Source organism: Brachybacterium sp. SGAir0954 (assembly GCF_005490785.1).
Taxonomy (GTDB): domain Bacteria; phylum Actinomycetota; class Actinomycetes; order Actinomycetales; family Dermabacteraceae; genus Brachybacterium; species Brachybacterium rhamnosum.
The window spans coordinates 421,417-445,880 of the sequence record NZ_CP027295.1 but is presented as its reverse complement, the minus strand read 5'-3'; the positions used below and the strand labels follow the sequence as shown (position 1 = coordinate 445,880).

Here is a 24,464-nt window from a genome sequence, read left to right as displayed (position 1 = left end):
CGCGGAGGGTCAGCCGCGCAGGTCCTGGCTGGTCCCGCGCTCGGCGCGCAGCTGCACCACGAGCGCGTCGAGCATCGTCGTCCAGTGCTCGAGCAGCGCCTGCCGCTCCGCCGCGCCCAGCAGCCGCTCCTGATGGACGGCGAGCACCGTGCCCTCGCCGGCCTCCTGCAGCGTCACCTGGAAGACGGTCTCGTGGTCGAGGGTGCGCGGCGTCCAGCGCACCCGCACCCGGCGGCCCACGTGGCAGCCGACGATCCGCCCGTGCAGCGAACCGCCGCTGCGCAGCGGGGCCCCGACCATCTGCGGGACGGAGTCGACGCCCAGCCAGGCGGGGAGCCACTCGGAGAGCAGGCGCCGCCACACCTCGTCGACGTGCGCGGGGACGGTGCGGCGCACCCCGAGCTGCCAGCCGGCGTCGCGGGTGAGGCCGGGGGGCGTGGGCTCGAGCTCGGTCTCCATGGCTCCGACACTAGGGGCGCCCCCGGGGCGCGGCGAGGGGCGACGGGGAGGCGTCGACAGGTGTTCGAGCAGGTGTCGCCGAGGCTTCACCCCCGCGTCGTGATGGGAACGCGCGCCGGTAGCGTGAGCGTATGAGCAGCTGGACCACGCGCCCCGAGGACCCTGCCGATCCCCGTGAGGCCGCGGCGATCCGGGAGGTGCTCCTCGCCGCCTTCCCCACCGCGGAGGAGGCGGACCTCGTGGACGCGCTGCGGGCCGACGACGCCGCCTGGATCCCCGAACTGTCTCTTGTCGCCACCGGCGAGGACGGAGCCGTCCTCGCGCAGGCGCTGCTCACCCGCTGCACCGTGGGCGGGGAGCCGGCGCTCGCCCTCGCGCCCTGCGCCGTGGTGCCCGCGCACCAGCGGCAGGGCGCCGGGAGCGCCGCGATCCGGGCGGCGCTCGCCGCGGCGACCCGGCGGGCGGAGCAGGGCGGGGAGAACCTCGTCGTCGTGCTCGGGCACGCCGAGTACTACCCGCGCTTCGGCTTCACCCCTGCGGCCGATGCCGGGGTGCTCGCCCCGTTCGACGTCCCGCCCGAGGCGTTCATGTCCCTGGCCCTCGCCCCGGCGCGCCCGGTGCCGCAGGGCCTCGTCGGCTATCCGACCGCCTTCGGGATCTGAGGGGCCGCGCTCAGGGCTGCAGGCGCTCCCGCGTCCAGCCGCCCGCCCCGCGCTCGTAGGCGATCCGGTCGTGGAGGCGGCCCGAGCGGCCCTGCCAGAACTCCACGCGCTCCGCGGTGATCCGGTAGCCGCCCCAGAAGGGCGGGCGCGGCACGTCGGTCCCCTCGAAGCGCGCGGCGGCCTCCGCGAGCTGCGCCTCGAGCTCCGCGCGCGAGGCGATCGGCGCGGACTGCCGGGAGGCCCAGGCGCCGAGCTGCGAGGCGCGCGGGCGGCGCGCGAAGTAGCCGTCCGAGGCGTCGTCGTCGAGCTGCGCGACGGTGCCCTCGATCCGCACCTGCCGCTGCAGGGCGTACCAGGGCAGGAGCAGCGCCGCCCGCGGCACGGCGGCCAGCTCGCGGCCCTTCGCGGAGTCGCGGTTCGTGTACAGCGTCGCGGTGAGCGCTTCGCCGTCCTCGCCGAGGCCCTTCACGAGCACGGTCCGGGAGCGGGGCCGCGGGGAGCCGTCCGCGTCGAGCGCGACGGTGGAGAGCACGGCGGCCGTCGGGTCGGGGAGGTCGCCCTCCTGCTCGTGCCGGTCGAGCGCCTCCTGCATCCAGGTGCCGAGCAGGGCGGAGGGGCTCGGCGGGGCGTCGTCGGCGAGGGCTCCGGCGAGGTAGTCCGTGCGGGAGTCGGCGAGCGGGTCGGTCATGCCCGGGATACTAGGCGTGCCGGTGGCGGGGCTGCAGCAGCGCACCGAGCGGGTGGGCCCCGCCGCCCCGGACCTCGCCGCCGCGGGAGGTGCTCCGGTCCCGCCGGGGCCGGCGGGCCGGGCGCAGCGCGTCCACGTCGACCTCGACGAGCGAGGGGTCCAGGCCCGCGGCCTCGGCGCGGCGGCGGGCGCGGCGCACGGCGCGCAGCAGCGCGGCGTCGCCGTAGGACTCGGGCAGCGGGCGGTAGGTGATCAGGGCGCCCTGGTCGCGGGTGGGGGTGCGGCTGGTGGCGATGCGTGCGGTTCTCATGGGTCCCACCCTCCGCCGTCGGCCCCGGTCGTCGCGTCCTCCCGGCGGGGCGGACCGCTCCACCCGGGGTCTGATCCCGGGGCGGCCCCTGTCCCACCCCGTCCCGTTCGCCCGCATGTCATGAACGGCCACAGGACGTCACGATCCGGAAACAAGGTGCCGCAGGACGCCGCCGCGGTCTCCCGGGCCGCGCTCCGGTGCTAGCGTTCCCCACCACCGATGGCGTGGGACCCACGTCACACGGTCATCTGCCCCGCGTGCGTCATCCCCGCGCCACGGTCCCCTGGAGGAAACCCCATGTTCGATGCCCTCACGCCCCGCCGACGTTCGATGCTGATCGCGATGGGAGGCGTGCCGCTGCTGCTCGCCGCGTGCGCGAAGACCACGGAGTCCGGCGGCAGCGACGGGGGAGGGGCCGGCGGCTCCGCGCTCACCGTGGGCACCACCGACAAGGTCACCGCCCTCGACCCGGCCGCCGCGTACGACAACGGCTCCTCCGTCGTCTGGACCCAGGTCTACGGCTACCTGCTCAACACCAAGATCGGCTCGACGGACGGCAAGCCCGAGCCGGACCTCGCCGAGTCCGCCGAGTTCACCTCGGACACCGTCTACACCGTGAAGCTCAAGTCCGGCCTCACCTTCGCGAGCGGCAACGAGCTCACGAGCGAGGACGTCAAGCACACCTTCGACCGGCAGGTCGCGATCGCCGACCCGAACGGCCCCTCGAGCCTGCTCGCGAACCTCGACTCGGTGAACGTGGTCGACGAGCTCACCGTCGAGTTCCACCTCAAGGAGCCCGACGACCAGACCTTCCCGTACATCCTCTCGAGCCCCGCCGGCCCGATCGTCGACTCCGAGGTCTTCCCCGCGGACAAGGTGCTCTCCGACGACGAGATCGTCTCCGCGAAGGCGTTCTGCGGCCCGTACCAGCTGACCTCGTGGAAGCTCAACGAGCTCGCCTCCTTCCAGGCCTTCGACGGCTACCAGGGCCTGTACGGCACGCCCAAGACCTCCGACGTCGCGATCTCCTACTACGCGGACCAGAACAACATGAAGCTCGACGTGCAGCAGGGCAACGTCGACGCCGTCTTCCGCTCGCTCTCCGCGACCGACGTCGAGGACCTCAAGAAGGACGACGCGGTCGCCGTGCACGACGGCCCCGGCGGCGAGATCCGCTACATCGTCTTCAACTTCGACACCCAGCCCTACGGCGCGAAGACGGAGCAGGCCGACGAGAAGAAGGCGCTCGCCGTGCGGCAGGCGGCGGCGGACCTCATCGACCGTCAGGCGATCGCGACCTCCGTCTACAAGGACACCTACACCCCGCTGTACTCGTACATCCCGGAGGGCCTGCCGGGCGCCGGCACCCAGTTCCAGGACCTCTACGGCGACGGCTCCGGCGGGCCGGACGCCGCGAAGGCGAAGAAGCGTCTCGAGGACGCGGGCGTCGAGATCCCCGTGCAGCTGTCCCTGCAGTACAACCCCGACCACTACGGCTCCTCCTCGGGCGACGAGTACGCCGCGGTGAAGTCGCAGCTCGAGGCCGACGGCCTGTTCGCCGTGGACCTGCAGTCCACCGAGTGGGTGCAGTACTCCGAGGACCGCACCGCCGACGTCTACCCCGCGTACCAGCTGGGCTGGTTCCCGGACTACTCCGACGCCGACAACTACCTCTCCCCGTTCTTCATCAAGGACAACTTCCTGGTCAACCACTACGACAACGCGGAGGTGCAGGACCTCATCGCGAAGCAGCGCGGCATCGCCGACGCCGCCGAGCGGGAGAAGACCTTCGTCGAGATCCAGGACAAGGTCGCCGCGGACGTCTCGACCCTGCCGCTGCTGCAGGGCTCGCAGATCGCGGTGTCCACGAAGGACCTCCAGGGCGTCACCCTCGACTCCTCCTTCAAGTTCCGCCTCGTCCCGCTGTCGAAGTGACCGCGGCCGCCGAGACGCAGCCCGGGCCCGCCGCCTCCGCCCCCTCCCGCTCCTCCCGACGGAGCGGTGGGGGGCTGGGGCGGTACGTGCTGACCCGTTTCCTGCTCATCATCCCGACCGTGCTCATCCTCATGACGGTCGTCTTCTTCCTCATGCGGATCACCGGCGACCCGATCACGGCGGCCCTGGGCGGCCGCCTCACCCCGGACGAGCTCGCCGCCCGCCGCGCCGAGGCCGGCTACGACCGGCCGCTGATCATCCAGTACCTCGACTACCTCGGCGGGGTGCTGCGCGGTGACTTCGGCACCAGCTACACCGACGGCCGGCCGGTCTCCGCGATCCTGCTGCAGTACGGCGGGGCGACGGCGGAGCTCGTGCTCTACGCGATCGTCGTCGCGCTCGTGGTGGGCGTGCCGCTGGGCATGATCGCCGCACGGAACCGTGACCGCTGGGGCGACCTGGCCCTGCGGGTCCTCGCGATCCTCGGCTACGCGACCCCGGTGTTCTTCGTGGGCCTGCTGCTCAAGCTCGTGTTCTCCGTGGGCCTCGGCTGGTTCCCCGTCGCGGGTCGTCTCTCCACGGGCGGCGAGCGCACCATGGGCTCGATCCTCAACCCCAGCCCCTTCTACCTGCTGGACGCGATCCGGCTGGGGGACCCGGCGCTGATCGGCGACGTGCTGCGCCACGCCGCGCTGCCCGCCGTGGCGCTGGGCCTGCTCACCGGCGGGATCTTCCTGCGCCTGGTGCGCACCAACATGATCGGCACGCTCGAGATGCCGTACGTGGACTCCGCCCGCTCCCGCGGCGTCGCCGAGTCCCGCCTGACCACCCGGCACGCCCTGCGCCCGGCCCTCATCCCCATCATCACCGTGATGGGCATGCAGGTCGCGATGATGCTGGGCGGCGCCGTGCTCACCGAGACCACCTTCGAATGGCGGGGGCTCGGCTACCAGCTCGCCGAGTACATGGCGGCCCGCGACTACGTGGCCGTGCAGGGCATCGTCATGATGCTCGCCGTCATCGTCGCCGTCTCCAACTTCCTGGTCGACGTGATCGCCGCGCTCATCGACCCCCGCGTGAGGTACTGACATGACGATCCCGAACCCGGCCCCTCCCGGCGCCGACGGCGGCCTCCAGGGCGACGAGTCCGTCGCCGTGCAGGCCGGCGCGGTCGCCGCGACCGCCCACGCCCCCTGGTACCTGCGCCTGCCGATCGTCTCCCACCTGCGCCGCAGCGTCGGCCTGCAGCGGGGGATGCTGATCGCGGGTCTCGTGCTCGTCGCGGGGCTCCTGCTCACGGCGCTGCTCGCCCCGCTGATCGCGCCCTACCCCTTCGCGGCGACGTCGGCGGACGGGACCGCCTTCGGCACGCAGCAGCCGCCCTCGGCCGCGCACCCGCTCGGCACCACCGTCGCCGGATACGACGTGCTCTCGCGCGTCGTCTTCGGCACCCGCACCGCGGTCGCCGTCATGGCCTGCGCGGTCGTCGCCTCCCTGTTCCTCGGCGTGCTGCTGGGGCTGATCTCCGGCTACGTGGGCGGCTGGCTCGACCGGATCCTCGTCATGCTCGCGGACGCGATCTACGCCTTCCCGTCCCTGCTGCTCGCGATCGTCATGTCGATCGTCATCTCCGGCGGCCAGTCGAGCGCCTGGGGCGGCATCCTCGCCGCGGCCCTCTCGATCACTGTGGTGTTCGTGCCGCAGTACTTCCGCGTGATCCGCGCGGAGGTGGTGCGGTTGAAGGCCGAGCCCTTCGTCGAGGCCGCGAAGGTGATCGGCACCCCGCACCGGCGGGTCATGGGCACGCACCTGCTGCGCAACGCCACCCGCACGCTGCCGCTGATCTTCACCCTCAACAGCTCCGAGGCGATCCTCACCCTCGCCGCGCTCGGCTTCCTCGGCTTCGGCATCGAGCCGACGAGCGCCGCCGAATGGGGCTACGACCTCAACCGGGCGATGGCGGACGCCACCTCCGGCATCTGGTGGACCGGCCTGTTCCCGGGCCTCGCGATCGTCGCCGCCGTGCTCGGCGTGACCCTCGTGGGCGAGTCCGTCAACGACCTCGACGACCCGCGCCTGCGCTCCCGCCGGCGACGGAAGGGAGCCCGACGATGACCGCCGCCACGCCTCGCGCCGAGGACCGCGCACGGGTCGAGCCGCGGCTCGCGATCCGCGACCTCGACGTGCACTTCGCGACCGACGCCGGCGACGTGCACGCCGTGGACGGCGTGAGCCTCGAGGTCGCCTCCGGGGAGATCCTCGCCGTGGTCGGCGAGTCCGGCTCCGGCAAGTCCGTCACCGCCCGCTCGATCCTCGGCCTGCTCCCCGAGACGGCCGACGCGACCGGGGCCGTGCTCGTCTCCGGGACCGACGTCGTGGGCCTGCGCGGCGCCCGGCTGCGGGCCCTGCGCGGCGAGGACGTCTCCATGGTGTTCCAGGAGCCCTCGAGCGCCATGAACCCCGTCTACCCGATCTGGTGGCAGATCGGCGAGGGGCTCCGCGCGCACCGCCCGAAGCTCACCCGCAGGCAGATCCGCGCCGAGGCCGTCGAGGCGCTCGCCTCCGTGGGCGTCCCCGACCCGGAGGAGCGGATCGACCGCTACCCGCACGAGTTCTCCGGCGGCCAGAAGCAGCGCATCATGATCGCGATGGCGCTCGCCCTCGGGGCGGAGCTCATCGTCGCCGACGAGCCCACCACCGCGCTCGACGTCACCGTGCAGGCGGAGATCCTGGGCCTGCTGCGCGACGTGCGGGACCGCTTCGGCACCTCGATCATCCTCATCACCCACAACATGGGCGTCGTCGCGGACCTCTCCGACTCCGTCGCCGTCATGCGGCACGGGAAGGTGATCGAGCGGGCCGCGACCCGCGAGCTGTTCGCGAGCCCCCAGCAGGACTACACGAAGCAGCTGCTCGCCGCCGTCCCGCACCTGGGACGGAACAGCGCCTGGAGCGCGCTCCCGCCCGAGCGGCAGCAGGCGATCGAGCTGGCGGAGCCCGTCGTCACCGCGAAGGACCTCGTCATCGAGTACCCGGGGCGGCTGGGCCGGCCCGCGTTCCGCGCCGTCCATGGCGTGGACCTGCAGATCCGCGCCGGCGAGGTGTACGGCCTGGTGGGGGAGTCCGGCTCCGGCAAGACGACCATCGGCCGCGCGATCGCCGGGCTCGAGCGCACGAGCGGCGGCAGCCTGCAGGTGCTCGGCCACGAGATGAACGGGATCCGCGAGAAGGCATTCCGGGCCGTGCGCCGGCGCATCGGGTTCGTGTTCCAGGACCCGGCCACGTCGTTCAACCCGCACCTCACGATCGCCGAATGCATCGCCGAGCCGCTCGTCGTGCACGAGAAGGGCCTCGGCGCCGCGCAGCGCGAGGCGAAGGTGCAGGAGCTGCTGGACGCCGTCGAGCTGCCCGGCGCCTACGCCCGCCGCTACCCGCACGAGCTCTCCGGCGGGCAGCGCCAGCGCGTGTCCCTCGCCCGCGCCCTCGTGCTCGGCCCGGAGCTGCTCATCGCCGACGAGCCGACGAGCGCGCTGGACGTGTCCGTGCAGGCCACGGTGCTCGAGCTGTTCCGCGAGCTGCAGGAGCACCTGGGCTTCGCGGCCCTGTTCATCTCCCACGACCTCGCCGTCGTCGACTCCCTCGCCCACCGCATCGGCGTGCTCCTGCGCGGCGAGCTCGTGGAGCAGGGCCACGGCCCGGACGTGCTCCACGACCCGCAGCACCCCTACACGCGCCGCCTCATCGCCTCCCTGCCCGTGCCGGACCCGGTCGAGCAGGCGCAGCGGCGGGCGCGCTACGCGGAGGAGTTCGGCGGCACGGCGCGGTGAGACGGCGGGAGAAGCGCATCCCGCGCTGGAAGCGCGCCGAGGCGCTGCATCTCGTCGACGTGGACGAGCGTCACCGGGAGCATCCCGAGACCTTCGGGATCCTGCCTCTCGAGCAGCGTCGTGGTGCCGCGGTCGGGGACGCGGTGAAGCTCATCTGGGAGGAGCCGCTCTCCGACCGCGGCGAACGACTGTGGGTGCAGGTGACGGCGAAGGAGGCGGATCGTCTCACCGGCTACATCGACAACGATCCGGTGGACCTGGCGGGGCTCCTCAGCGCTGATCAGGTGGTCGAGTTCGGTCCCGAGCACATCGCCCAGATCTGGGAGGGGTGAGCCGACCCGGGAGACCACCGCGTTCACGCTCGCCTCCCGCGGCGCCGCCCCCGTGTTCGCCCTGCTCGGGGGACTGGTCGCGACCGGGATCGGGGCGCGCGGCGGTCTGCTCGTCGGCGTCGTCGGCCTGATCCTCTCCGGCCTGTTCCTCCCGTGGCGGGTGAGCCGACGGCAATCCGCTTGACCCCTGCCGCTCGCCCTGGTGGTCTGCTCCGATGATCACCGTCCCCGCCGCCTTCCGCGAGATGCCCCGCTGGTGGCACGACGTTGCCGGCCGGGAATGGCTGGACCGCCTCCCGTCCCTTGTCGCGGAGCAGTGCCGACGCTGGGACCTGCAGGTCGACGGCGGCCCGCTCCACGGCTCGAACGCCCTGGTCGTGCCCGTGCGGCGCGGCGCCGAGGCGGCCGTGCTGCGCCTGGCCCCGCCCGGGGACGACGTGTCCCGCGAGGCGGAGGCGCTGCGCTGGTGGGACGGGCGGGGGACCGTGCGGCTGCTCGAGGCCGACGTCCCGGCCCGCGCGATGATCCTGGAGCGGCTCTCCGCCCGCAGCCTGCAGTCGGTGCCGCTGGCGGAGGCCGTGCCGGTCATCGCGGACCTCGCCGCGCGGATGGCGGTCCCGGCGCCGCCCGGCGCGACCTCGACCGCCCGGATCGCCGCCGCCCACCTCGAGGAGTTCCCGCGCGACTGGGAGCGGCTGGGCCGCCCCGTGCCGAGGCGTCAGCTCGAGATCGCACTGGGCATCGCCGCCGAGCTCGCCGCCCTGCCGCCGGGAGGGGACGCCGTGGACGGGGACCTGCACTGCGAGCAGGTGCTCGCGGGGGAGCGGGAGCCGTGGCTCGTGGTGGACCCGGTGCTGCTGCGCGGCGACCTCGAGCACGACCTCGCCCGGGTGCTCTGGTCCCGGCTCGACGAGGTGGCGGACGACCCCGAGTTGCGCCGCCTCGTGGACCTCTTCGCGCGCCGCACCGGCGTCCACGGGGAGCGGGCCCGTGCCTGGATCGTGCTCCGCTCCCTGTCCTACCTGCTGTGGGGCCTCGACCAGGGGCTCACCCGGGACCCGCCGAAGTGCCGCCGCCTGCTCGACGTGTTCGCCTGAGGGACTCGCTCCTCAGATCCCCACGAGGTGCCCGACGTCGCTCACGCCGAGGACGGACCACTCGCCCGTGGTCCGGCGCATCAGCTCGGTGAGGCTCGCGTGCGCGATCGGCAGCTGCATCCAGGCGGCCGGCGGGGCGCCCAGCTCCCGGGCCACGAAGGAGCCCACCACGAAGGCGCGCGGGGCGAGCGGCGGGTCCTCCCCGTCGTGCCGTTCGCCTCCGCATGCCGCACCAGCAGGATCGTTTCCATCGGGTCAACGTAGCGGAGCCCCGCCCGGCGGGCCGTTGGCGCGATCCGTGCGGTGGGCGTCCGCGCGGCACATGGTGCACGGCGGGGAGCCGTAGTGGGATGGCGTCATGGACCTCGAACGCAGCGCGACGACCCCCGGCCAGGCCCCCGACGGCAGCGCCGGTGACGCCGACTACGGCCGGATCGGCCCCGGCTACTCCCGCTACCGTCGCCCCGAGCCGGCCTTCGCCGCCGCGATCCGGGAGGCGCTCGGGCCGGCGCGCACCCTCGTGAACGTCGGCGCCGGCGCCGGGTCCTACGAGCCGGACCATCTCGAGGTCACCGCCGTCGAGCCGAGCGCCGCGATGCGCGCACAGCGCCCCGCGGGCTCCGCCCCGGTGGTCGACGCGGTCGCCGAGCAGCTCCCCTTCGCGGACCGCGCCTTCGACGCCGCGCTCGCCTCCTTCACCGTGCACCAGTGGCAGGACCTGCGCGGCGGCCTCGCGGAGCTGCGGCGCGTCACCCGCGGCCCCGTCGTGGTCCTCACCTGCGATCCCGCGGCCCTGGACCGCTCGTGGATCACCGAGTACGCCCCGGAGGTGATCGCTACGGAGGCCGGTCGCTACCCCGCGATCGGTGCGCTGCGCGAGGGCCTCGGCGGGAGGGTCGAGGTGCACGCGCTGCTGATCCCGCTCGCCTGCGTCGACGGCTTCTCCGAGGCGTACTACGGGCGCCCGGAGATGCTGCTGGACCCCGGGGCGCGGCGCGCGAACTCCGCGTGGAGCTTCGTCGGCGCGGAGGTCGAGGAGCGCTTCGTGCGCACCCTGCGCGCGGACCTCGACTCCGGGGCCTGGGACGCCCGGCACGGGGACCTGCGCACCCTCCCCGCCTTCCCCGGGTCCCTGCGCCTGATCGTCGGCCGCCCGTGACCGGCGCCGACCACCGGGTGGCGGTGCTCGTCCTCGACGGCGCGAAGGCGCTCGACGTCGGCATCGCCGCGCACGTCTTCGCGAAGCGGCCCGGCATGCCCTACGAGGTGGAGGTCTGCGCGGAGCGGGCCGGCACCGTCGAGGGCTGGAACGGCCTCGCCTACGCCGTCGGCCACGGGCTCGACGCCCTCGAGCGGGCCGGGACGATCCTCGTCCCCGGGTTCCGCGACCCCGCCACCGTCACCACCCCGCCCGCCGTGATCGCGGCCCTCCGCGCCGCCCACGAGCGCGGCACCCGCATCGCCGCGATCTCCACCGGCGCCTTCACCCTCGCCGCCGCCGGGCTGCTCGACGGCCGGCGCGCCACCACCCACTGGCACTACACGCACGCCCTCCAGGAGCGGTACCCGCAGGTCGAGGTCGACGGCGACGTGCTCTTCGTCGACGCCGGGCAGGTGCTCACGAGCGCGGGCGCCGCGAGCGGCATCGACCTGTGCCTGCACCTCCTCCGGCGCGACCACGGCGTCGCCCTCGCCAACCAGGTCGCGCGGCGCCTCGTGAGCGCCCCCTACCGCAGCGGCGGGCAGGCCCAGTACGTGCCCCGCAGCATCCCCGAGCCCCTCGGCGACGACTTCGCCCGCACCCGCGCCTGGGCGCTCGAGCACCTCGACGGCGACCTCACCCTCGCGGCCCTCGCCCGGCGCGCGAACGTCTCCCCGCGCACCTTCTCCCGGCGCTTCACGGCCGACGCCGGCCTCACCCCGCTGCAGTGGGTGCTGCGTGCCCGCATCGACCGCGCCCGCGAGCTCCTCGAGGCCACCGACCTCACCGTCACCCGGATCGCGCAGGCCACGGGCCTGGGCACGGACACGAACCTGCGGCGGCACTTCGGCGTGATCGTCGGGACCTCCCCGACCGCCTACCGCGCGACCTTCCGCGACGGCGGCGGCGAGGCGGGGTGAGCCCTCGCGGCTGTCGCCTGCCTGCTCACAGGTGGAGCGAGGGTTTCCGCCCTCCGCGCGGGTCCGAGTCGGTCTCGGCGATCTTGCCGGCGATGAAGGCATCGACGTCGAAGGGCTCCGCCTCGCCGCTGTTCTCCCCGGCCTCGAGTGCGGAACGGAGTACGGCGCGGAGATCCTCGGGGCGGCTGGGCGTGCTCGTCGGTGCCATCACCTGAAACTACCGACGATGAGCGGTGCGGTGAAAGGGGTGCCGGAAGGCAGTCTCAGCAGGCGCTCACGACCGGTCCGACGTTCCCTCCGCCTCGGAGGCGCGGTGACGGGCCGGGACCCGGTCCCGGTCGTAGGTGATCTCGGTGAAGCCGTGGGGCGCGGGGCGGCCCTGCTCGTCGACGTGCACGAACACCATCTCCTCGATCGTGAGGATGCTCTTCTGCGTGAACAGGTTGCGGGCCTCCGCGCGCATCGTGAGCGAGGAGCGGCCGAAGGCGGTGGCGACGAGGCCGATCTCCACGATGTCGCCCTCGCGGGCGGAGGAGACGAAGACGATCTCGGACATGTACTTCGTGACGACGCGCTGCTGCCCGAGCTGGATGATCGCGTAGACCGCGGCCTCCTCGTCGATCCAGCGCAGCAGGCTGCCGCCGAACAGCGTGCCGTTCGCGTTGAGGTCCTCGGGGCGCACCCACTTGCGGGTGCGGAAGGACATGACGGGTTCGGCGGAGGCGTCGTTCATGGTGCCGGAGCGTAGCGCCGCCGAGGCTGTCGCGGGGCGCCGGTGTTGCGCACGGAACGTGTGGTGACCAGCACGTTCCTCCCAAGTTGAGGCTTCATCGGCCTGCTTCGAAGAAGTCCTCCCATCGCTCCACGAGGTCGCCGGGCCCTTCGAGGGTGAGGACGAGGGACTCCTCGTCGTCGGACCACCAGGCCACGGCGAACGGTCCATGCGGGGAATCCACTGTCACACGATCACCGGCACTGGTCGGCGTGTTCGCGATCTCCCGGCCAAGAGCACCCGCGCAAGGGCTGGTGATCTCCGGAGCGAGGCGTTCTCGCAGCGTCCTCCAGAAGTGCGGGACCTCATCGGCGTCAACGTTCGTGGACCACTCCGCCATCCCGTGCACATGAGGAGGGGTCCGGCGTCCCTCCAGCCGCAGACGCCGAGTCCGGGCGCGGTCGTACTCCGCCTCCCGTCGTCGTCGGCGTCGCTCCGCGTCCTCACGGATCCGGCGCACGAGGTCCTCTGGAGGGCCGACCCGCCCGGGGTCGAATGACGCATGGTGCTCCAGCGAGGGCATCGTGTCCCGCTCTTCGAGCGAGATCAGGATGACGTCCTCGCCGAGGGCGGAGAGCAGAGGAGCTCGCCACTCCCCGTCGAGCGGACTGCCGGAGTTCTCGAGTGAGTGTTCGGGTTGCTCCGTCGCACGGTGGATCACCGCTCCTCGCGGTGTCGTCGTGGAACGCTCGAGCTGCGCCAGGGCCGGGCGTCGTTCCACGAATGCCGGCCCGAGGTACTGCATCCAGTAGACGCTCCCCAGCCCCCAGGAGAGATCGGGACGGGCTGGTCCGTCCGCGTACCAGCGATTGAGCTGTTCATAGGTAGCTTCGGGGAAGATGCAGCCGTAGGCGCCTCCGATCGCGTCTCCGATCTCGCCGAGGAAGATCTCGAGGCCGTGAGCCCCCAATGCGGCGGCCCGCTCGGGGCCGATGACGATCGTCAGGGAGCTCACCGGGCGAACGACCTCCCCTGCGTCGCCTCTCCCACCGACCACGATCCATGCGGGTTCGAGCTCGAAGATCCAGGTGGCGCTCTCCTCGGTTCGAGCGCCCTCCCCGCCGAAGAGGAACAGGGGGAGGTCCGGCTGGGCGAGGTGGGGAACGAGTGTCGAGCCGACTCGTGTCCTCGGCGGGTCCTGGCCGACCTTCCCTGGCCGGAGGAGGGGGTGGGCGTCGACGACCGTGCCGATCTCCGCCCGTCTCTCCGGCGAGAGGTGCTCGACGCTCAGGAGGATGAGCACCAGTGGGGAGGAGGAGTTGGGCATGGTGCATTCCACCATGGGGTGCCGCTCAGGAGGCGAGCAGCACCCATTCGCCGTAGAACAGCCCGAGCCCGGCGGCGACGCACACCGCGGAGATGATCCAGAAGCGCACGGAGACGGTCACCTGGCTCCAGCCGAGCTGCTCGAAGTGGTGGTGGATCGGGGTGATGAGGAACAGCCGCTTGCCCACGCCGCCGTTGCGGCGCTTGGTCGCCTTGAAGACGCTCACCTGCAGGATCACAGTGACGGTCTCGAAGACGAAGAGGCCGCCGAGCACGATGAGCAGCAGCTCGGTGCGGCTGAGGATCGCGAGGCCCGCGAGCGCCCCGCCGAGGCCCAGGGAGCCGGTGTCGCCCATGAACAGGGCCGCGGGCGGGGTGTTCCACCACAGGAAGCCGATGCACGCGGCGCCGAGGCAGGCGGCGACCACGGCGAGGTCCAGCGGGTCCCGCACCGCGTAGCAGCCCGGCGCCACGGCGCTCGCGCAGCTCTTCAGTGCCTGCCAGATGCCGATCAGCGTGTATGCGGCGAGGACCATGGCGCACGCGCCCGCGGCCTGGCCGTCGAGCCCGTCGGTGAGGTTCACGCCGTTGCTGGTCGCGGTGATCATGAGGACGATCCACACGATGAGCAGCGCCGTCCCGGCGACGGCCCCGAGCACGCCGAGGTCGATCGCGGTGTCCCGCACCACCGAGATGCGATGGCTCGCAGGGGTGATCCCGTCCCGGGCGAACTGCGTGGCGAGCACGCCGAAGACGATCGCGACGAGCGTCTGCCCGAGCAGCTTCTGCCCGGAGCGCAGGCCGAGCGACCGCTCGCGGCGGATCTTCGTCCAGTCGTCGAGGAAGCCGATGAACCCCAGCCCCAGCATGAGGAAGAGGACGAGCAGCCCGGAGACCGTGGGCGGGGACCAGGTCGCCAGGTGCGCGGCCGCGTAGCCGACGAGCGTGGACGCGAAGATCGCGATCCCGCCCATCTGCGGGGTGCCGCGCTTGGAGTGGTGGCTGACGGGTCCGTCCGCGCGGACGTACTGCGCCCAGCCCTTGCGCTTCGCGAGCGCGGTGTAGGCGCGGGTGCCGACGATCCCGACGAGCAGGGCGACCATGCCGCCCACGAGCACCGGGATCACGGGCGCCGCTCCGTCCGCGCGCGGCGTGACGGTCGGGTGGGCGGCGGGGGAGTCGTCACGGGCGGGTGTCCTCGGGTGGTCGGGGGAGGGGCCGGCCGACGCGGGACCCTCCGGGCAAGGCTAGGTCACGGGGACCCGGACTCCGCGCAGGGTCCGGTGTCGTCGCCTCTTGCACGGTTATCTAGAACCGCTAGTATCGGGTACATTCGCGGTGCCCGACGGGCCCCGCGCCCGTCCAGACACCGTCGTCGAAGGAGACCCTCGTGCCCGAGGCCGTCATCGTGTCCGCCGCCCGCTCCCCGATCGGCCGGGCCCGCAAGGGCTCCCTCAAGGGCGTCCGCCCGGACGACCTCGCCGGTCAGATGATCCGGGCGGCCCTCGACCAGGTGCCCGCGCTGGACCCCGCCACCATCGACGACCTCCAGCTCGGCTGCGCGATCCCCGAGGGCTACCAGGGCGGCAACCTCGCCCGCACCGTCGCGATCCGTCTGGGCCTGGACACCGTCCCCGGCGCGACCGTCACCCGCTTCTGCGCCTCCTCGATCCAGACCACCCGCGCCGCCTTCCACGCCATCCGCGCCGGTGAGGCGCACACCGTGATCTCCGCGGGCGTCGAGTCGATCTCCACGAGCACCGGCAAGCTCATGGAGGAGGACGCCCGCGACCCGCTCTTCCAGGAGGCCTGGGAGCGCACCGAGGCCCGCGCCTCCCGCGCGATCCCCGCCCCCTGGCACGATCCGCGCGAGGACGGCCAGCTGCCCGACCCGTACATCCTCATGGGGCAGACCGCCGAGAACGTCGCCGAGCTGCGCGGCGTCTCCCGGAAGGAGCAGGACGAGTACGCCGTCCGCTCCCAGAACCGCGCCGAGGCCGCCCGCGCCGCCGGGTTCTTCGACCGCGACATCACCCCCGTCACCCTCGCCGACGGCACCGTCGTCTCCGCCGACGACTCCCCGCGCGCGGGCGTCACCTATGACGCCGTCGCCGGGCTCGACCCCGTCTTCCGCGAGGGCGGGACGGTCACCGCCGGCAACTGCTGCCCCCTGAACGACGGCGCCGCCGCCCTCGTCATCATGTCCGACGTCCGCGCGAAGGAGCTGGGCCTCACCCCGCTCGCTCGCATCGTCTCCACCGGCGTCTCCGGCCTCAGCCCCGAGATCATGGGCCTCGGCCCTGTCGAGTCCACCCGCCGCGCCCTCGACCTCGCCGGCATGAGCATCGACGACGTGGACCTCGTCGAGCTCAATGAGGCCTTCGCCGCCCAGGTCATCCCCTCCGCGGAAGATCTCGGCATCGACCACGACAAGCTCAACGTGCACGGCGGCGCGATCGCGCTCGGCCACCCCTGGGGCTCCACCGGCGCCCGCATGACCACCACCCTGATCCACGGCCTCCAGGAGCGCGACGCGAGCCTGGGCCTGGCCACCCTCTGCGTGGGCGGCGGCCAGGGCATGGCCCTCATCATCGAGAGGATGTCCTGATGACCACCGCCGAGCAGAGCACGAGCATCGGCTCCGCCCCCGTCGTGAGCGCTCCGGACCCGGCCGCCGCGACCCCCGCCGAGCTGCTCCCGCCGCCCGCGGACCACGTCGCCCTCTTCCAGCAGGTCGATGGTGAGGACCTCGAGGCGTGGGCCGACGCCCGCTCCTTCGCCGTGCACCTCGACCGCCTGAACCAGGCGTGGGAGGACTACGAGTACCCCACCGAGCTGCTCGCGGCGCTCGGCGAGAAGGACCTCTTCACCGACGGCCTCGAGCTCCCCGGCCACCGGCACCTGAGCCCGCTCGCCACCGGCCTGGTCAACATGGAGCTCTCCCGGATCGACGGCTCGCTCGGCACCATGGTCGGCGTCCAGGGCGGCCTCGCACTGCGCTCGATCGCCCTGCTCGGCTCCGACGAGCAGAAGGCCCGCTGGGTGGACCCCCTCGCCGCCGGCACCGAGCTCGGCGCCTTCGCCCTCACCGAGCCCACCCACGGCTCCGACTCCGTCTCGCTCGAGACCATGGCCCGCCGCGACGGCGACCAGTGGGTGCTCAGCGGCGAGAAGCGCTGGATCGGCAACGGCGCGGGCGGCCACGTCTCCGTCGTCTGGGCCCGCGTCCAGGACCCGTCGGACCCGGCCCTCGACGGCCAGGTCTCCGGCTTCCTCGTGGACCAGTCCCTGCCCGGCTACGACGCGGAGATCATCCGCGGCAAGGTCGCCCTGCGCGCCATCCACCAGGCGCACATCCGCCTGACCGACGTGCGCCTCCCGCTGGACGCGCGCCTGCCCGGCGCCCGCTCCTTCAAGGACACCTCGCGCGTGCTCTTCGCGACTCGCGCCGGCGTCGCCTGGGGCGCCCTGGGCCATGCGACCGCCTGCTACGAGGCCGCCCTCGAGCACGCGACCACCCGCGTGCAGTTCGGCCGCCCGCTCGCGAAGGCCCAGCACGTACAGGTGCGCCTCGCGGACATGCTGCAGACCCTCACCTCGATGCAGCTGTACTGCGTGCGCCTCGCCGAGCTCGAGGCGGCCGGGACCCTGCTGCCCGAGCAGGCGTCCCTCGCCAAGGTGCACAACACCCGCGCCGCCCGCGAGATCGCCGCCGACGCCCGCGACCTCCTCGGCGGCTCCGGGATCCTGCTCGAGAACCGCGTGGTGCGCCACCGCAGCGACCTCGAGGCCCTGCACACCTACGAGGGCACCGACACCATGCAGTCGCTCATCGTGGGCCGCCGCATCACCGGTGTCAGCGCGTTCGTGTGAGCGGTCGGGGAGCGGAGCGGGGCCGTCCCGGCCCGCTCCCTCCGTGACCCGAGGTCAGGCGGGGACGACGGGCAGCGCCGATTCCAGGTGCCGCAGCCAGGGCGCGAGGTCCCAGCCCTGCGCGGCGACCCAGTCGTCGTCGAAGTAGGTGCCCGCGTAGCGGTCGCCGCTGTCGCACAGCAGGGTCAGCACGGAGCCCTGCTCGCCCCGCTCCCGCAGCTCGGTGACCAGGCGCGCGACGGCGACGAGGTTCGTCCCCGTCGAGGCGCCGACCCGGCGGCCCAGGCGCTCGGAGAGGTGGCGCGCCGCGGCGACGGAGGCCGCGTCCGGCACCCGCATCATCCGGTCCACGACGCCCGGCTCGAAGCTCGGCTCCATGCGCGGCCGGCCGATGCCCTCGATCCGCGAGGATGCGTCCGTGGCGGCACCGCGGTCCGCGTCGCGCCAACCGGGGAAGAAGGCGGAGCCCTCGACGTCGGCGACGCACAGGCCCGTGGGCAGGCGCCGGTAGCGCAGGTACCGGCCGAAGGTCGCGCTCGTGCCGCCGGTCCCCGCGCCCACCACGATCCAGCGCGGCACCGGGTGCGGCTCGAGGCTCATCTGCTCCATCGCGGAGACGGCGATCGAGTTGTTGCCGCGCCAGTCGGTGGCCCGCTCGGCGTGCGTGAACTGGTCGAGGAACAGGCCCCCGCGCGCGACCGCGAGATCGCGGGCGGCGTCGCTCATCTGCTCGGCGTGGTCCACGTAGTGGCAGCTGCCGCCGGCCGCCTCGATGAGCGCGACCTTGCGGGCGCTCGTGCTGCGCGGGACGACGGCCACGAAGGGCACCTCGAGCATCCGCGCCACGTGCGCCTCGCTCACCGCGGTCGAGCCGGAGCTCGCCTCGATCACCGGCATCCCCGGACGCAGCCACCCGTTGACCAGTGCGTACGTGAACAGCGAGCGGGCGAGGCGGTGCTTGAGGCTCCCGGAGACGTGGGTGGACTCGTCCTTCAGATACAGGTCCACACCCCACTCCGCCGGCAGAGCGAGCCGCAGCAGGTGGGTGTCCGCGGAGCGGCGGTCGTCCGCGTCGAGCCGCCGCACCCGCTCCGCGACCCAGTCCCGCAGCGCGGGATCGCTGCGGTCCGTGTCCTCGAGCGTCGCGAGCGGATCCGGGGCGGGGGAGGGGGAGGCCATGGCGCGAACCTATCGCGGGCTTTTGGGGCCGTCGGCCACTACGAGGACGTCGCCGCCGGCGTCTCCGGCGCCCTCGCATCGAGTGGGCGAGAGTTCAGCTATCTCGCGCCGTCGCAGTCCGTGACGGAGGACGGCGGCACCTGTCTGTACCGGGCCGGCCAAGGGGAGTCGGGACAGTCGTTCGACGGGGACCTCACCGAGCGCGACCCCTGGGACGAGTACGCGGAACCGGTCGAGGAGGTCCTCGCCGAGCACGGCTTCACCGACCTGGGCCGCGTGCACCGACATGGAGCACTGCACCACCTCGTCGCGACCGACCAGCACGGTGCGCAGTTCGAGCTCGATGGGCAGGGACGCTTCTCGATCGCGGACGCTCGCGTCGACGCCGATCCGTGCACCGCGTAGACGCTCGGCATCGGCTGAGAGCGGGAGCGGCGCCCCACGCCTGCTATGCTCCACGGCGAACTCTTCGTTCACAGGATTGTCATCCACCGTGATGGTGGAGCAAGACCTGGACCGCACTGCGCGGTCCGGGTCTTTTTTTGTGCCCCGGGTACGGCCGGCGTCGTCGCCGGCACGTGCCCACGACCCGCGAAGGATGCGAGGACGCATCATGAACACCCCCAGCTCGAACACGTCGGAGGCCGAGGACATCGTCCGCGGCGTCGGCGGACCCGCGAACATCGAGAGCCTCACCCACTGCGCGACCCGGCTGCGCTTCCAGCTGCACGACGCCGAGCAGGTGGACCGCACCGCGCTCGACGCCCTCCCCGGCGTCATGGGCACCGTGCCGCAGTCCGGCGACCGCTTCCAGGTCGTCATCGGAGGCGCCGTCGCCGGCGTCTACTCCCAGATCATGAACCTGCCCTCCATGAGCGGCGGCCCCGCGCCCCGCCCGCAGAGCGACGCCGAGGTCAAGGCCGCGATCCGCGCCAAGGGCCGCGGCCGCTTCGCCTGGCTCGACAACGTCTTCGAGTACCTCTCGGACTCGTTCCGGCCGCTCATGGGCGTGCTGCTCGGCGCTTCCCTGATCGTGGCCATCGTGTCCGCACTGGACGCCTTCGGGGTCATCGACTACTACGCGGACGGCAAGTCTGCGACCTGGGTCTTCGTCGATGCGATGTGGCGCTCCGTGCTCTACTTCCTGCCGATCATGGTGGCCTACAACGCCGCGAAGAAGCTGCAGATCGACCCGTGGGTGGGAGCGGCCGTGATGGCGGCCGTGATGACGCCGAACTACACCGGCATGCTCTCCGGCGCCGGCACCATCCCGGGCGTCACCTGTACCACCAACGCGACGCTCGGCACCGAGCAGTGCACGGCGACGGTGTTCGGCCTGCCCATGCAGCTGAACGACTACGGCGGCCAGGTGTTCGTGCCGCTGCTGATGGTCGCCCTGCTCGCCCTCGTCTACAAGGGCCTGGCGAAGATCTTCCCCGCGAACGTGCAGCTCGTCTTCGTGCCGTTCTTCTCCATGCTCGTCATGATCCCGGTGACCGCGTTCCTCATCGGCCCCCTCGGCATCTGGGCCGGCAACGGGATCGGCGCGGGCCTCGCCTGGCTGAACGGCAACGCCCCGATCGTGTTCGCGGTCGTCATCCCGCTGCTGTATCCGTTCCTGGTGCCGCTGGGTCTGCACTGGCCGTTGAACGCCCTGATGCTACAGAACATCAACACCCTCGGCTACGACTTCATCCAGGGCCCGATGGGCGCGTGGAACTTCGCCTGCTTCGGCGCGACCGCCGGCGTGCTCCTGCTGTCCCTGCGCCACCGCGAGCCGGAGATGCGGCAGACCGCCACCGGCGCGCTCGCCGCGGGCCTGTTCGGCGGCATCTCCGAGCCCTCCCTCTACGGCATCCACCTGCGCTTCAAGCGGATCTACCCGCGCATGCTCGTAGGCTGCCTCGTGGGCGGCCTGATCGTGGGCCTGCTGGGCGGCGTGGACACGAGCGCCTTCGCGTTCACCTCGCTGCTGACGATCCCCGTCTTCGATCCGATCCCCGTGTACGTCATCGCGATCGCGGCGGCCTTCGTCACCGCGATGGTGCTCGTCTACTTCTCCGACTACATGCCGCGCGAGCAGCGTGCGGCGGCGAACGCCGCGCGGGACCTCCGCGAGGCCGACGAGCGCGCCGCGGCGACCGCCGCGTCGGAGTCCTCCGGTTCCGCGACGAGCACGACCTCCGCGACGACGACCGCCCCGGTCGTCGGCGCCGCCACCGCCACGACCGACGGCGCCGACGCCGCCGCCGGGACCGCGGGCGGTGCGGCCCCCACCGCGACCCTGCTCGCCGAGGCCGATCTCGAGATCGTCTCCCCGGTCGCGGGTCGCGTGCTGGACCTCGACGACGCCGGCGACCCGGTCTTCGCCTCCCGCGCCCTCGGCGAGGGCGTGGGCGTCGAGCCGGCCGACGGCACCGTCCTCGCCCCGCTCGACGGGGAGCTCATCACCGTCGCCGGCACCGGGCACGCCTTCGGGATCCGCGGCGCGGGCGGCGTCGAGGTGCTCGTGCACGTCGGCATCGACACCGTGCAGATGAACGGCGAGGGCTTCGACGTGCGCGTCGAGGCCGGCCAGCAGGTGCGCGCCGGGGACCTCCTCGCCGAGGTGGACCTCGGGGCGATCCGTGCGGCCGGGCACCCCGCCCTCACCCTGGTCACCGTCATCAACACCGCGAGCCTCGCCGAGGTGCGTCCGCTCGCCGTGGGCGAGCAGGTCGCCGCGGGCGCCCCGGTGGTGGCCGTCCGCCGCTGAGCGGTCGGGCCGGGCGCGCGCCGCTCCCCGCGGGGGGGCGGTGCGCGCCCGCGCCCGTGCTGGGAGGATGTGTCCCGAGCGCGAAGGAGGTGAGCGGGCATGAAGGTGCTGAGGGTCCTCAACAACAACGTCGTCATCTCCCGTGACGGCCAGGGCCAGGAGGTCATCCTCACCGGCCGCGGGATCGGTTTCCGCGCCCGCCCCGGCCAGGAGGTGGACCCGGAGCTGATCGTGCGGGTGTTCGTCCCCTCCGACGGCCGCGACCCCGATCATCTCGCCGAGGTCTTCGCGATGATCGACCAGGACGTCCTGCGCGGCGTCGTCATCGCCCTGCGCGCCGCCGGGATCGAGGGCCGCGAGTCCACCCGCCCCACCCTCGCGATCGCCGTCGCGGACCATGTCGCGGGCGCCCTCGAGCGGGCCCGGAAGGGCCAGGAGATCGAGTACCCGCTGCGCGCGGAGGTGCAGACCCTCTACGGCACCGAGTACGCGCAGGCGGAGCGCCTGCTGGAGGAGATCAACCTCCACGTGGACCCGCCGCTCGCGGCGGGGGAGGCCACGGCGCTCACGCTGCACCTGGTCAACGCGGGCTTCGCCTCCGGTGACCTGTCCTTCACGTACACGATGACGGGGGTCATCCAGCAGCTGCTCGCGGTGATCGGTGAGCGCTACGGCGTGGACGTCTCCCGCAGCTCGATGACCGCCGCCCGCTTCATCACGCACGTGCGCTACATGTTCGTGCGCATCCACCAGCACCGGCAGCTCGACGGTCAGGAGTCGACCATCGGCCGCTCGATCCGGGAGAGCTACCCGGAGGCCGTGCGCACGGCGGAGCAGCTCGCGACGATCGTCCAGCTGCGCCTCGGGGACCGGCTCACGCCGGACGAGGTCGCCTACCTCGCCCTGCACGTCGCGCGGATGACGATGGACCGGGCCCCGGAGGTTCCCTGAGCGCAGGGGACCTCCGGGACCGACGGCCGACGGGGATCAGGCGAAGGGCTGCGAGGCGTCGTCCAGCGCGGTGACCTCCGCGGCGTCCAGCTCGAGCGTCGCGCCGGCGATCAGCGCGGCGACCTGCTCGGGGCGGGAGGCGGAGGCGATCGGGGCGGTGACGCCCTTCGCGCGCAGCCACGCGAGGGACACCGAGGTCACCTCGACGCCGTGCGCCTCGGCGACCGCGTGCAGCGCCTCGAGCACCGCGGGGGTCCCGGGCTGGCCCAGCAGCTCCGTCGCGGCGCCGCCTCGCGGGGCGCCCTCGGCGTCCGCCGCCGTGCGGTACTTGCCCGTCAGCACACCGGAGGCGAGGGCGTAGTAGGGGAAGGTCGCGAGCTCGAACTCCGCGGCGATCGGTGCGAACTCCTGCTCGAACTGCGCGCGGTGCAGCAGGTTGTACTGCGGCTGGTGGGCGACGGGCAGCGTCACGCCCTGCTCGCGGGCGGTCTCGAGGAAGGCGCGCAGGCGCTCGGGGGAGTAGTTCGACAGCGCCAGGTGACGCGCATTCCCGGAGTCGAGCACCTCGCGCGCGGTCGCGACCTGGTCCTCGATCGAGACGTTCTCGTCGTCGAAGTGGAAGTAGTACAGGTCGACGTGGTCGGTGCGCAGGCGCTGGAGCGACTCGTCGAGCGCGGCGAGCACGTTCTCGCGGGAGAGGCCCTGGCGGTCCGGCTTCGAGGCGACCTTGGTCGCGAGGACCACCTCGTCGCGGTTGCCGCGAGCCTCCATCCAGGCGCCGAGGATCGTCTCGGACTCGCCGCCGGAGTTGCCGGGGACCCATGCCGAGTAGCCGTCGGCCGTGTCGATCGCGCTGCCGCCCGCCGCGACGAAGGCGTCGAGCACGGCGAAGGAGGCCTGCTCGTCGGAGGTCCAGCCGAAGGTGTTGCCGCCGAGGACGAGGGGCAGGATGTCGATATCGGTGCGGGGGATGCGGGCCATGGGGGCTCCTTCTGGTCGTGGTGCGTGGCGACCGCGGTGTGACGGCGCGGTGCCTTACCGTCCCCCCAACGCCTCGCGGCCCGCGGTATTCCGTCCTCTCGGGCACGGGACCCGGCCGCGTCGCCGTAGGCTGGCACGGTGACCCCCGCCGCTCGCCGTCCCACCTCCGCCGATGTCGCCGAGCGTGCCGGCGTCTCTCGGGCGACGGTCTCGATGGTCCTGAACGGCCGCACCGAGGGCACCGTCTCGACGGTGAACCAGGAGAAGGTGCTCGCGGCCGCCGCGGAGCTCGGCTACACGCGATCCGCGGTCGCCATGTCCCTGCGCGAGCGGCGCACCCGCACGATCGGCCTGATCAGCGACGAGATCGCGACATCACCGTGGGCGGGCCGGATGGTCCGCGAGGCCTCGATGGCCGCGGCCGAGCGCGGGTACATGGTGCTCACCGCGGATCTCTCCCTGCGCGAGGCGACCGTGGAGGGCGCCGTGCGGATGCTCGCGGAGCGCCAGGTGGACGGCCTGGTCTACGCGGCGATGGGCCGCACCCGCATCACGGCGCCCACCCCGCCGCCGGGCATCCCGCTCGTGCTGCTGAACTGCGACGCCCTGCCCCAGGAGGAGGCGGCGGCCCCCGTCGCGGTGGTCCCGGACGACCTCCAGGGCGCGCGCCGCGCCGCGCGGCGCCTGCTCGAGGTGGGGCACCGCCGGATCGTCTTGCTCTCCGGGGACGACGACTCCGTCGCCACGCGCGAGCGGCAGCAGGGCTTCACCGAGGTGCTCGAGGAGGCCGGGCTCGCCCCGCGGATCGTGCGCACGGGCTGGCAGATGGACGACGGCTTCCGCGCCGCCGCGGAGCTGCTCGCCGAGCCGGTACCGCCCACCGCGCTGTTCTGCATCCGCGACCGGGTGGCCGCCGGCGCGATCCATGCGGCGGCCGTCGCCGGGGTCGCGGTGCCGCGGGAGCTCTCGGTGATCGGCTTCGACGACGAGGACTTCTTCGCCGAGGTGCTCACCCCGCCGCTCACGACGATCGCCCTGCCGCACGCGGAGATGGGCCGCACCGCGATGACCGCCCTGCTCGACCTCGTCGACGCGGGCGCGGAGGAGCAGGACGGGGCCGACGGGGCCGATGCGGCCGCTGCGGCCGGGACGGTCGTCGTCGCGTGCCCGCTCGTCGAGCGCTCCTCGGTGGCGCGCCCGCCGGCCGGCTGAGCCCCGCGCCCCCGGCCTCTCCGGCGCGGTCCGGACAGGGTTCC

The 24,464-nt window shown here is 73.2% G+C and carries 26 protein-coding genes; 16 read left to right on the top strand and 10 right to left on the bottom strand.

Features of this window, described 5'->3' with window-relative positions:
• Positions 1-9 precede the first annotated feature (9 nt).
• Positions 10-459: an SRPBCC domain-containing protein gene (locus C1N80_RS02010; RefSeq protein ID WP_137769243.1), complete on the bottom strand. Its 450-nt coding sequence runs from the start codon at positions 457-459 to the stop codon at positions 10-12.
• Between the two features lie 131 nt (positions 460-590).
• Between C1N80_RS02010 and C1N80_RS02005 the strand changes: the two genes are divergently transcribed.
• The gene (locus C1N80_RS02005) at positions 591-1,121 is read left to right on the top strand and encodes a GNAT family N-acetyltransferase (protein ID WP_137769242.1); all 531 of its coding nucleotides are present in this window, start codon (positions 591-593) and stop codon (positions 1,119-1,121) included.
• Positions 1,122-1,131: 10 nt separating this feature from the next.
• Here the strand turns inward: C1N80_RS02005 and pdxH are convergent, their stop codons facing one another.
• Both pdxH and C1N80_RS01995 read right to left on the bottom strand, forming a co-directional pair.
• Positions 1,132-1,809 carry a pyridoxamine 5'-phosphate oxidase gene (gene pdxH / locus C1N80_RS02000; RefSeq protein ID WP_137769241.1) on the bottom strand — a complete coding sequence of 226 codons (678 nt, stop codon included), beginning with the start codon at positions 1,807-1,809 and terminating at the stop codon, positions 1,132-1,134.
• 10 nt (positions 1,810-1,819) lie between these two features.
• Complete coding sequence (locus C1N80_RS01995; RefSeq protein WP_137769240.1) at positions 1,820-2,119, bottom strand: hypothetical protein; 300 nt, start codon at positions 2,117-2,119, stop codon at positions 1,820-1,822.
• Between the two features lie 297 nt (positions 2,120-2,416).
• Between C1N80_RS01995 and C1N80_RS01990 the strand changes: the two genes are divergently transcribed.
• The 7 genes from C1N80_RS01990 (at position 2,417) to C1N80_RS01965 (ending at position 9,310) form a co-directional block, all read left to right on the top strand.
• Positions 2,417-4,054, top strand: a complete 1,638-nt coding sequence (locus C1N80_RS01990; RefSeq protein ID WP_137769239.1) for an ABC transporter substrate-binding protein — start codon at positions 2,417-2,419, stop codon at positions 4,052-4,054.
• 86 nt (positions 4,055-4,140) lie between these two features.
• Positions 4,141-5,142 carry an ABC transporter permease subunit gene (locus tag C1N80_RS01985; protein ID WP_240811197.1) on the top strand — a complete coding sequence of 334 codons (1,002 nt, stop codon included), beginning with the start codon at positions 4,141-4,143 and terminating at the stop codon, positions 5,140-5,142.
• A 1-nt stretch (position 5,143) separates the two neighbouring features.
• The gene (locus C1N80_RS01980; RefSeq protein ID WP_137769237.1) at positions 5,144-6,169 is read left to right on the top strand and encodes an ABC transporter permease; all 1,026 of its coding nucleotides are present in this window, start codon (positions 5,144-5,146) and stop codon (positions 6,167-6,169) included.
• Entirely contained in the window at positions 6,166-7,881 is a 1,716-nt protein-coding gene (locus C1N80_RS01975) for an ABC transporter ATP-binding protein (RefSeq protein WP_137769236.1), read from the top strand. Before C1N80_RS01980 ends, C1N80_RS01975 begins: the two co-directional genes overlap by 4 nt.
• Complete coding sequence (locus tag C1N80_RS01970) at positions 7,878-8,213, top strand: hypothetical protein (RefSeq protein WP_137769235.1); 336 nt, start codon at positions 7,878-7,880, stop codon at positions 8,211-8,213. Before C1N80_RS01975 ends, C1N80_RS01970 begins: the two co-directional genes overlap by 4 nt.
• Before the next feature lie 52 nt (positions 8,214-8,265).
• Positions 8,266-8,397, top strand: coding sequence for a hypothetical protein (locus C1N80_RS15875; protein WP_255430897.1), 132 nt, complete (start codon positions 8,266-8,268; stop codon positions 8,395-8,397).
• 31 nt (positions 8,398-8,428) lie between these two features.
• Positions 8,429-9,310, top strand: coding sequence for an aminoglycoside phosphotransferase family protein (locus C1N80_RS01965; RefSeq protein WP_137769234.1), 882 nt, complete (start codon positions 8,429-8,431; stop codon positions 9,308-9,310).
• 12 nt (positions 9,311-9,322) lie between these two features.
• On the opposite strand, the gene C1N80_RS15375 is transcribed toward C1N80_RS01965, so the two are convergent.
• Positions 9,323-9,466: a hypothetical protein gene (locus C1N80_RS15375; protein WP_168197992.1), complete on the bottom strand. Its 144-nt coding sequence runs from the start codon at positions 9,464-9,466 to the stop codon at positions 9,323-9,325.
• A gap of 202 nt (positions 9,467-9,668) precedes the next feature.
• On the opposite strand from C1N80_RS15375, the gene C1N80_RS01960 reads away from it, so the two are divergent.
• Entirely contained in the window at positions 9,669-10,469 is an 801-nt protein-coding gene (locus C1N80_RS01960; protein ID WP_137769233.1) for a class I SAM-dependent methyltransferase, read from the top strand.
• Positions 10,466-11,431, top strand: coding sequence for a GlxA family transcriptional regulator (locus C1N80_RS01955; RefSeq protein ID WP_240811196.1), 966 nt, complete (start codon positions 10,466-10,468; stop codon positions 11,429-11,431). The genes C1N80_RS01960 and C1N80_RS01955 overlap by 4 nt, the downstream gene beginning before the upstream one ends.
• 25 nt (positions 11,432-11,456) lie before the next feature.
• Here C1N80_RS01955 and C1N80_RS01950 read toward each other — a convergent pair whose 3' ends face one another.
• From C1N80_RS01950 to mraY, 4 genes are all read right to left on the bottom strand, one after another.
• Entirely contained in the window at positions 11,457-11,639 is a 183-nt protein-coding gene (locus C1N80_RS01950) for a type II toxin-antitoxin system ParD family antitoxin (protein ID WP_137769232.1), read from the bottom strand.
• A 66-nt stretch (positions 11,640-11,705) separates the two neighbouring features.
• Positions 11,706-12,164: an acyl-CoA thioesterase gene (locus C1N80_RS01945; RefSeq protein ID WP_240811195.1), complete on the bottom strand. Its 459-nt coding sequence runs from the start codon at positions 12,162-12,164 to the stop codon at positions 11,706-11,708.
• A gap of 94 nt (positions 12,165-12,258) precedes the next feature.
• A complete protein-coding gene (locus tag C1N80_RS01940; protein WP_137769231.1) occupies positions 12,259-13,470 on the bottom strand; it encodes a hypothetical protein in 1,212 nt (403 codons plus the stop codon).
• A 25-nt stretch (positions 13,471-13,495) separates the two neighbouring features.
• The gene (gene mraY / locus C1N80_RS01935) at positions 13,496-14,596 is read right to left on the bottom strand and encodes a phospho-N-acetylmuramoyl-pentapeptide-transferase (protein WP_137769230.1); all 1,101 of its coding nucleotides are present in this window, start codon (positions 14,594-14,596) and stop codon (positions 13,496-13,498) included.
• 263 nt (positions 14,597-14,859) lie between these two features.
• On the opposite strand from mraY, the gene C1N80_RS01930 reads away from it, so the two are divergent.
• The gene (locus C1N80_RS01930) at positions 14,860-16,077 is read left to right on the top strand and encodes an acetyl-CoA C-acetyltransferase (RefSeq protein ID WP_137769229.1); all 1,218 of its coding nucleotides are present in this window, start codon (positions 14,860-14,862) and stop codon (positions 16,075-16,077) included.
• A complete protein-coding gene (locus tag C1N80_RS01925) occupies positions 16,077-17,342 on the top strand; it encodes an acyl-CoA dehydrogenase family protein (protein WP_137769228.1) in 1,266 nt (421 codons plus the stop codon). The genes C1N80_RS01930 and C1N80_RS01925 overlap by 1 nt, the downstream gene beginning before the upstream one ends.
• A 54-nt stretch (positions 17,343-17,396) precedes the next feature.
• Here C1N80_RS01925 and C1N80_RS01920 read toward each other — a convergent pair whose 3' ends face one another.
• Positions 17,397-18,521, bottom strand: a complete 1,125-nt coding sequence (locus tag C1N80_RS01920; RefSeq protein ID WP_137769227.1) for a PLP-dependent cysteine synthase family protein — start codon at positions 18,519-18,521, stop codon at positions 17,397-17,399.
• Between the two features lie 120 nt (positions 18,522-18,641).
• Here C1N80_RS01920 and C1N80_RS01915 point away from each other — a divergent pair, with 120 nt between their 5' ends.
• From C1N80_RS01915 to C1N80_RS01905, 3 genes are all read left to right on the top strand, one after another.
• Complete coding sequence (locus C1N80_RS01915; protein ID WP_137769226.1) at positions 18,642-18,926, top strand: hypothetical protein; 285 nt, start codon at positions 18,642-18,644, stop codon at positions 18,924-18,926.
• A 208-nt stretch (positions 18,927-19,134) separates the two neighbouring features.
• A complete protein-coding gene (locus C1N80_RS01910; protein WP_137769225.1) occupies positions 19,135-21,276 on the top strand; it encodes a glucose PTS transporter subunit IIA in 2,142 nt (713 codons plus the stop codon).
• Positions 21,277-21,375: 99 nt separating this feature from the next.
• Positions 21,376-22,227, top strand: a complete 852-nt coding sequence (locus C1N80_RS01905) for a PRD domain-containing protein (protein WP_137769224.1) — start codon at positions 21,376-21,378, stop codon at positions 22,225-22,227.
• 36 nt (positions 22,228-22,263) lie between these two features.
• Here the strand turns inward: C1N80_RS01905 and C1N80_RS01900 are convergent, their stop codons facing one another.
• Positions 22,264-23,208: an aldo/keto reductase gene (locus tag C1N80_RS01900; RefSeq protein ID WP_137769223.1), complete on the bottom strand. Its 945-nt coding sequence runs from the start codon at positions 23,206-23,208 to the stop codon at positions 22,264-22,266.
• Between the two features lie 138 nt (positions 23,209-23,346).
• On the opposite strand from C1N80_RS01900, the gene C1N80_RS01895 reads away from it, so the two are divergent.
• Positions 23,347-24,420, top strand: coding sequence for a LacI family DNA-binding transcriptional regulator (locus C1N80_RS01895; RefSeq protein ID WP_137769222.1), 1,074 nt, complete (start codon positions 23,347-23,349; stop codon positions 24,418-24,420).
• Positions 24,421-24,464: the final 44 nt, after the last annotated feature.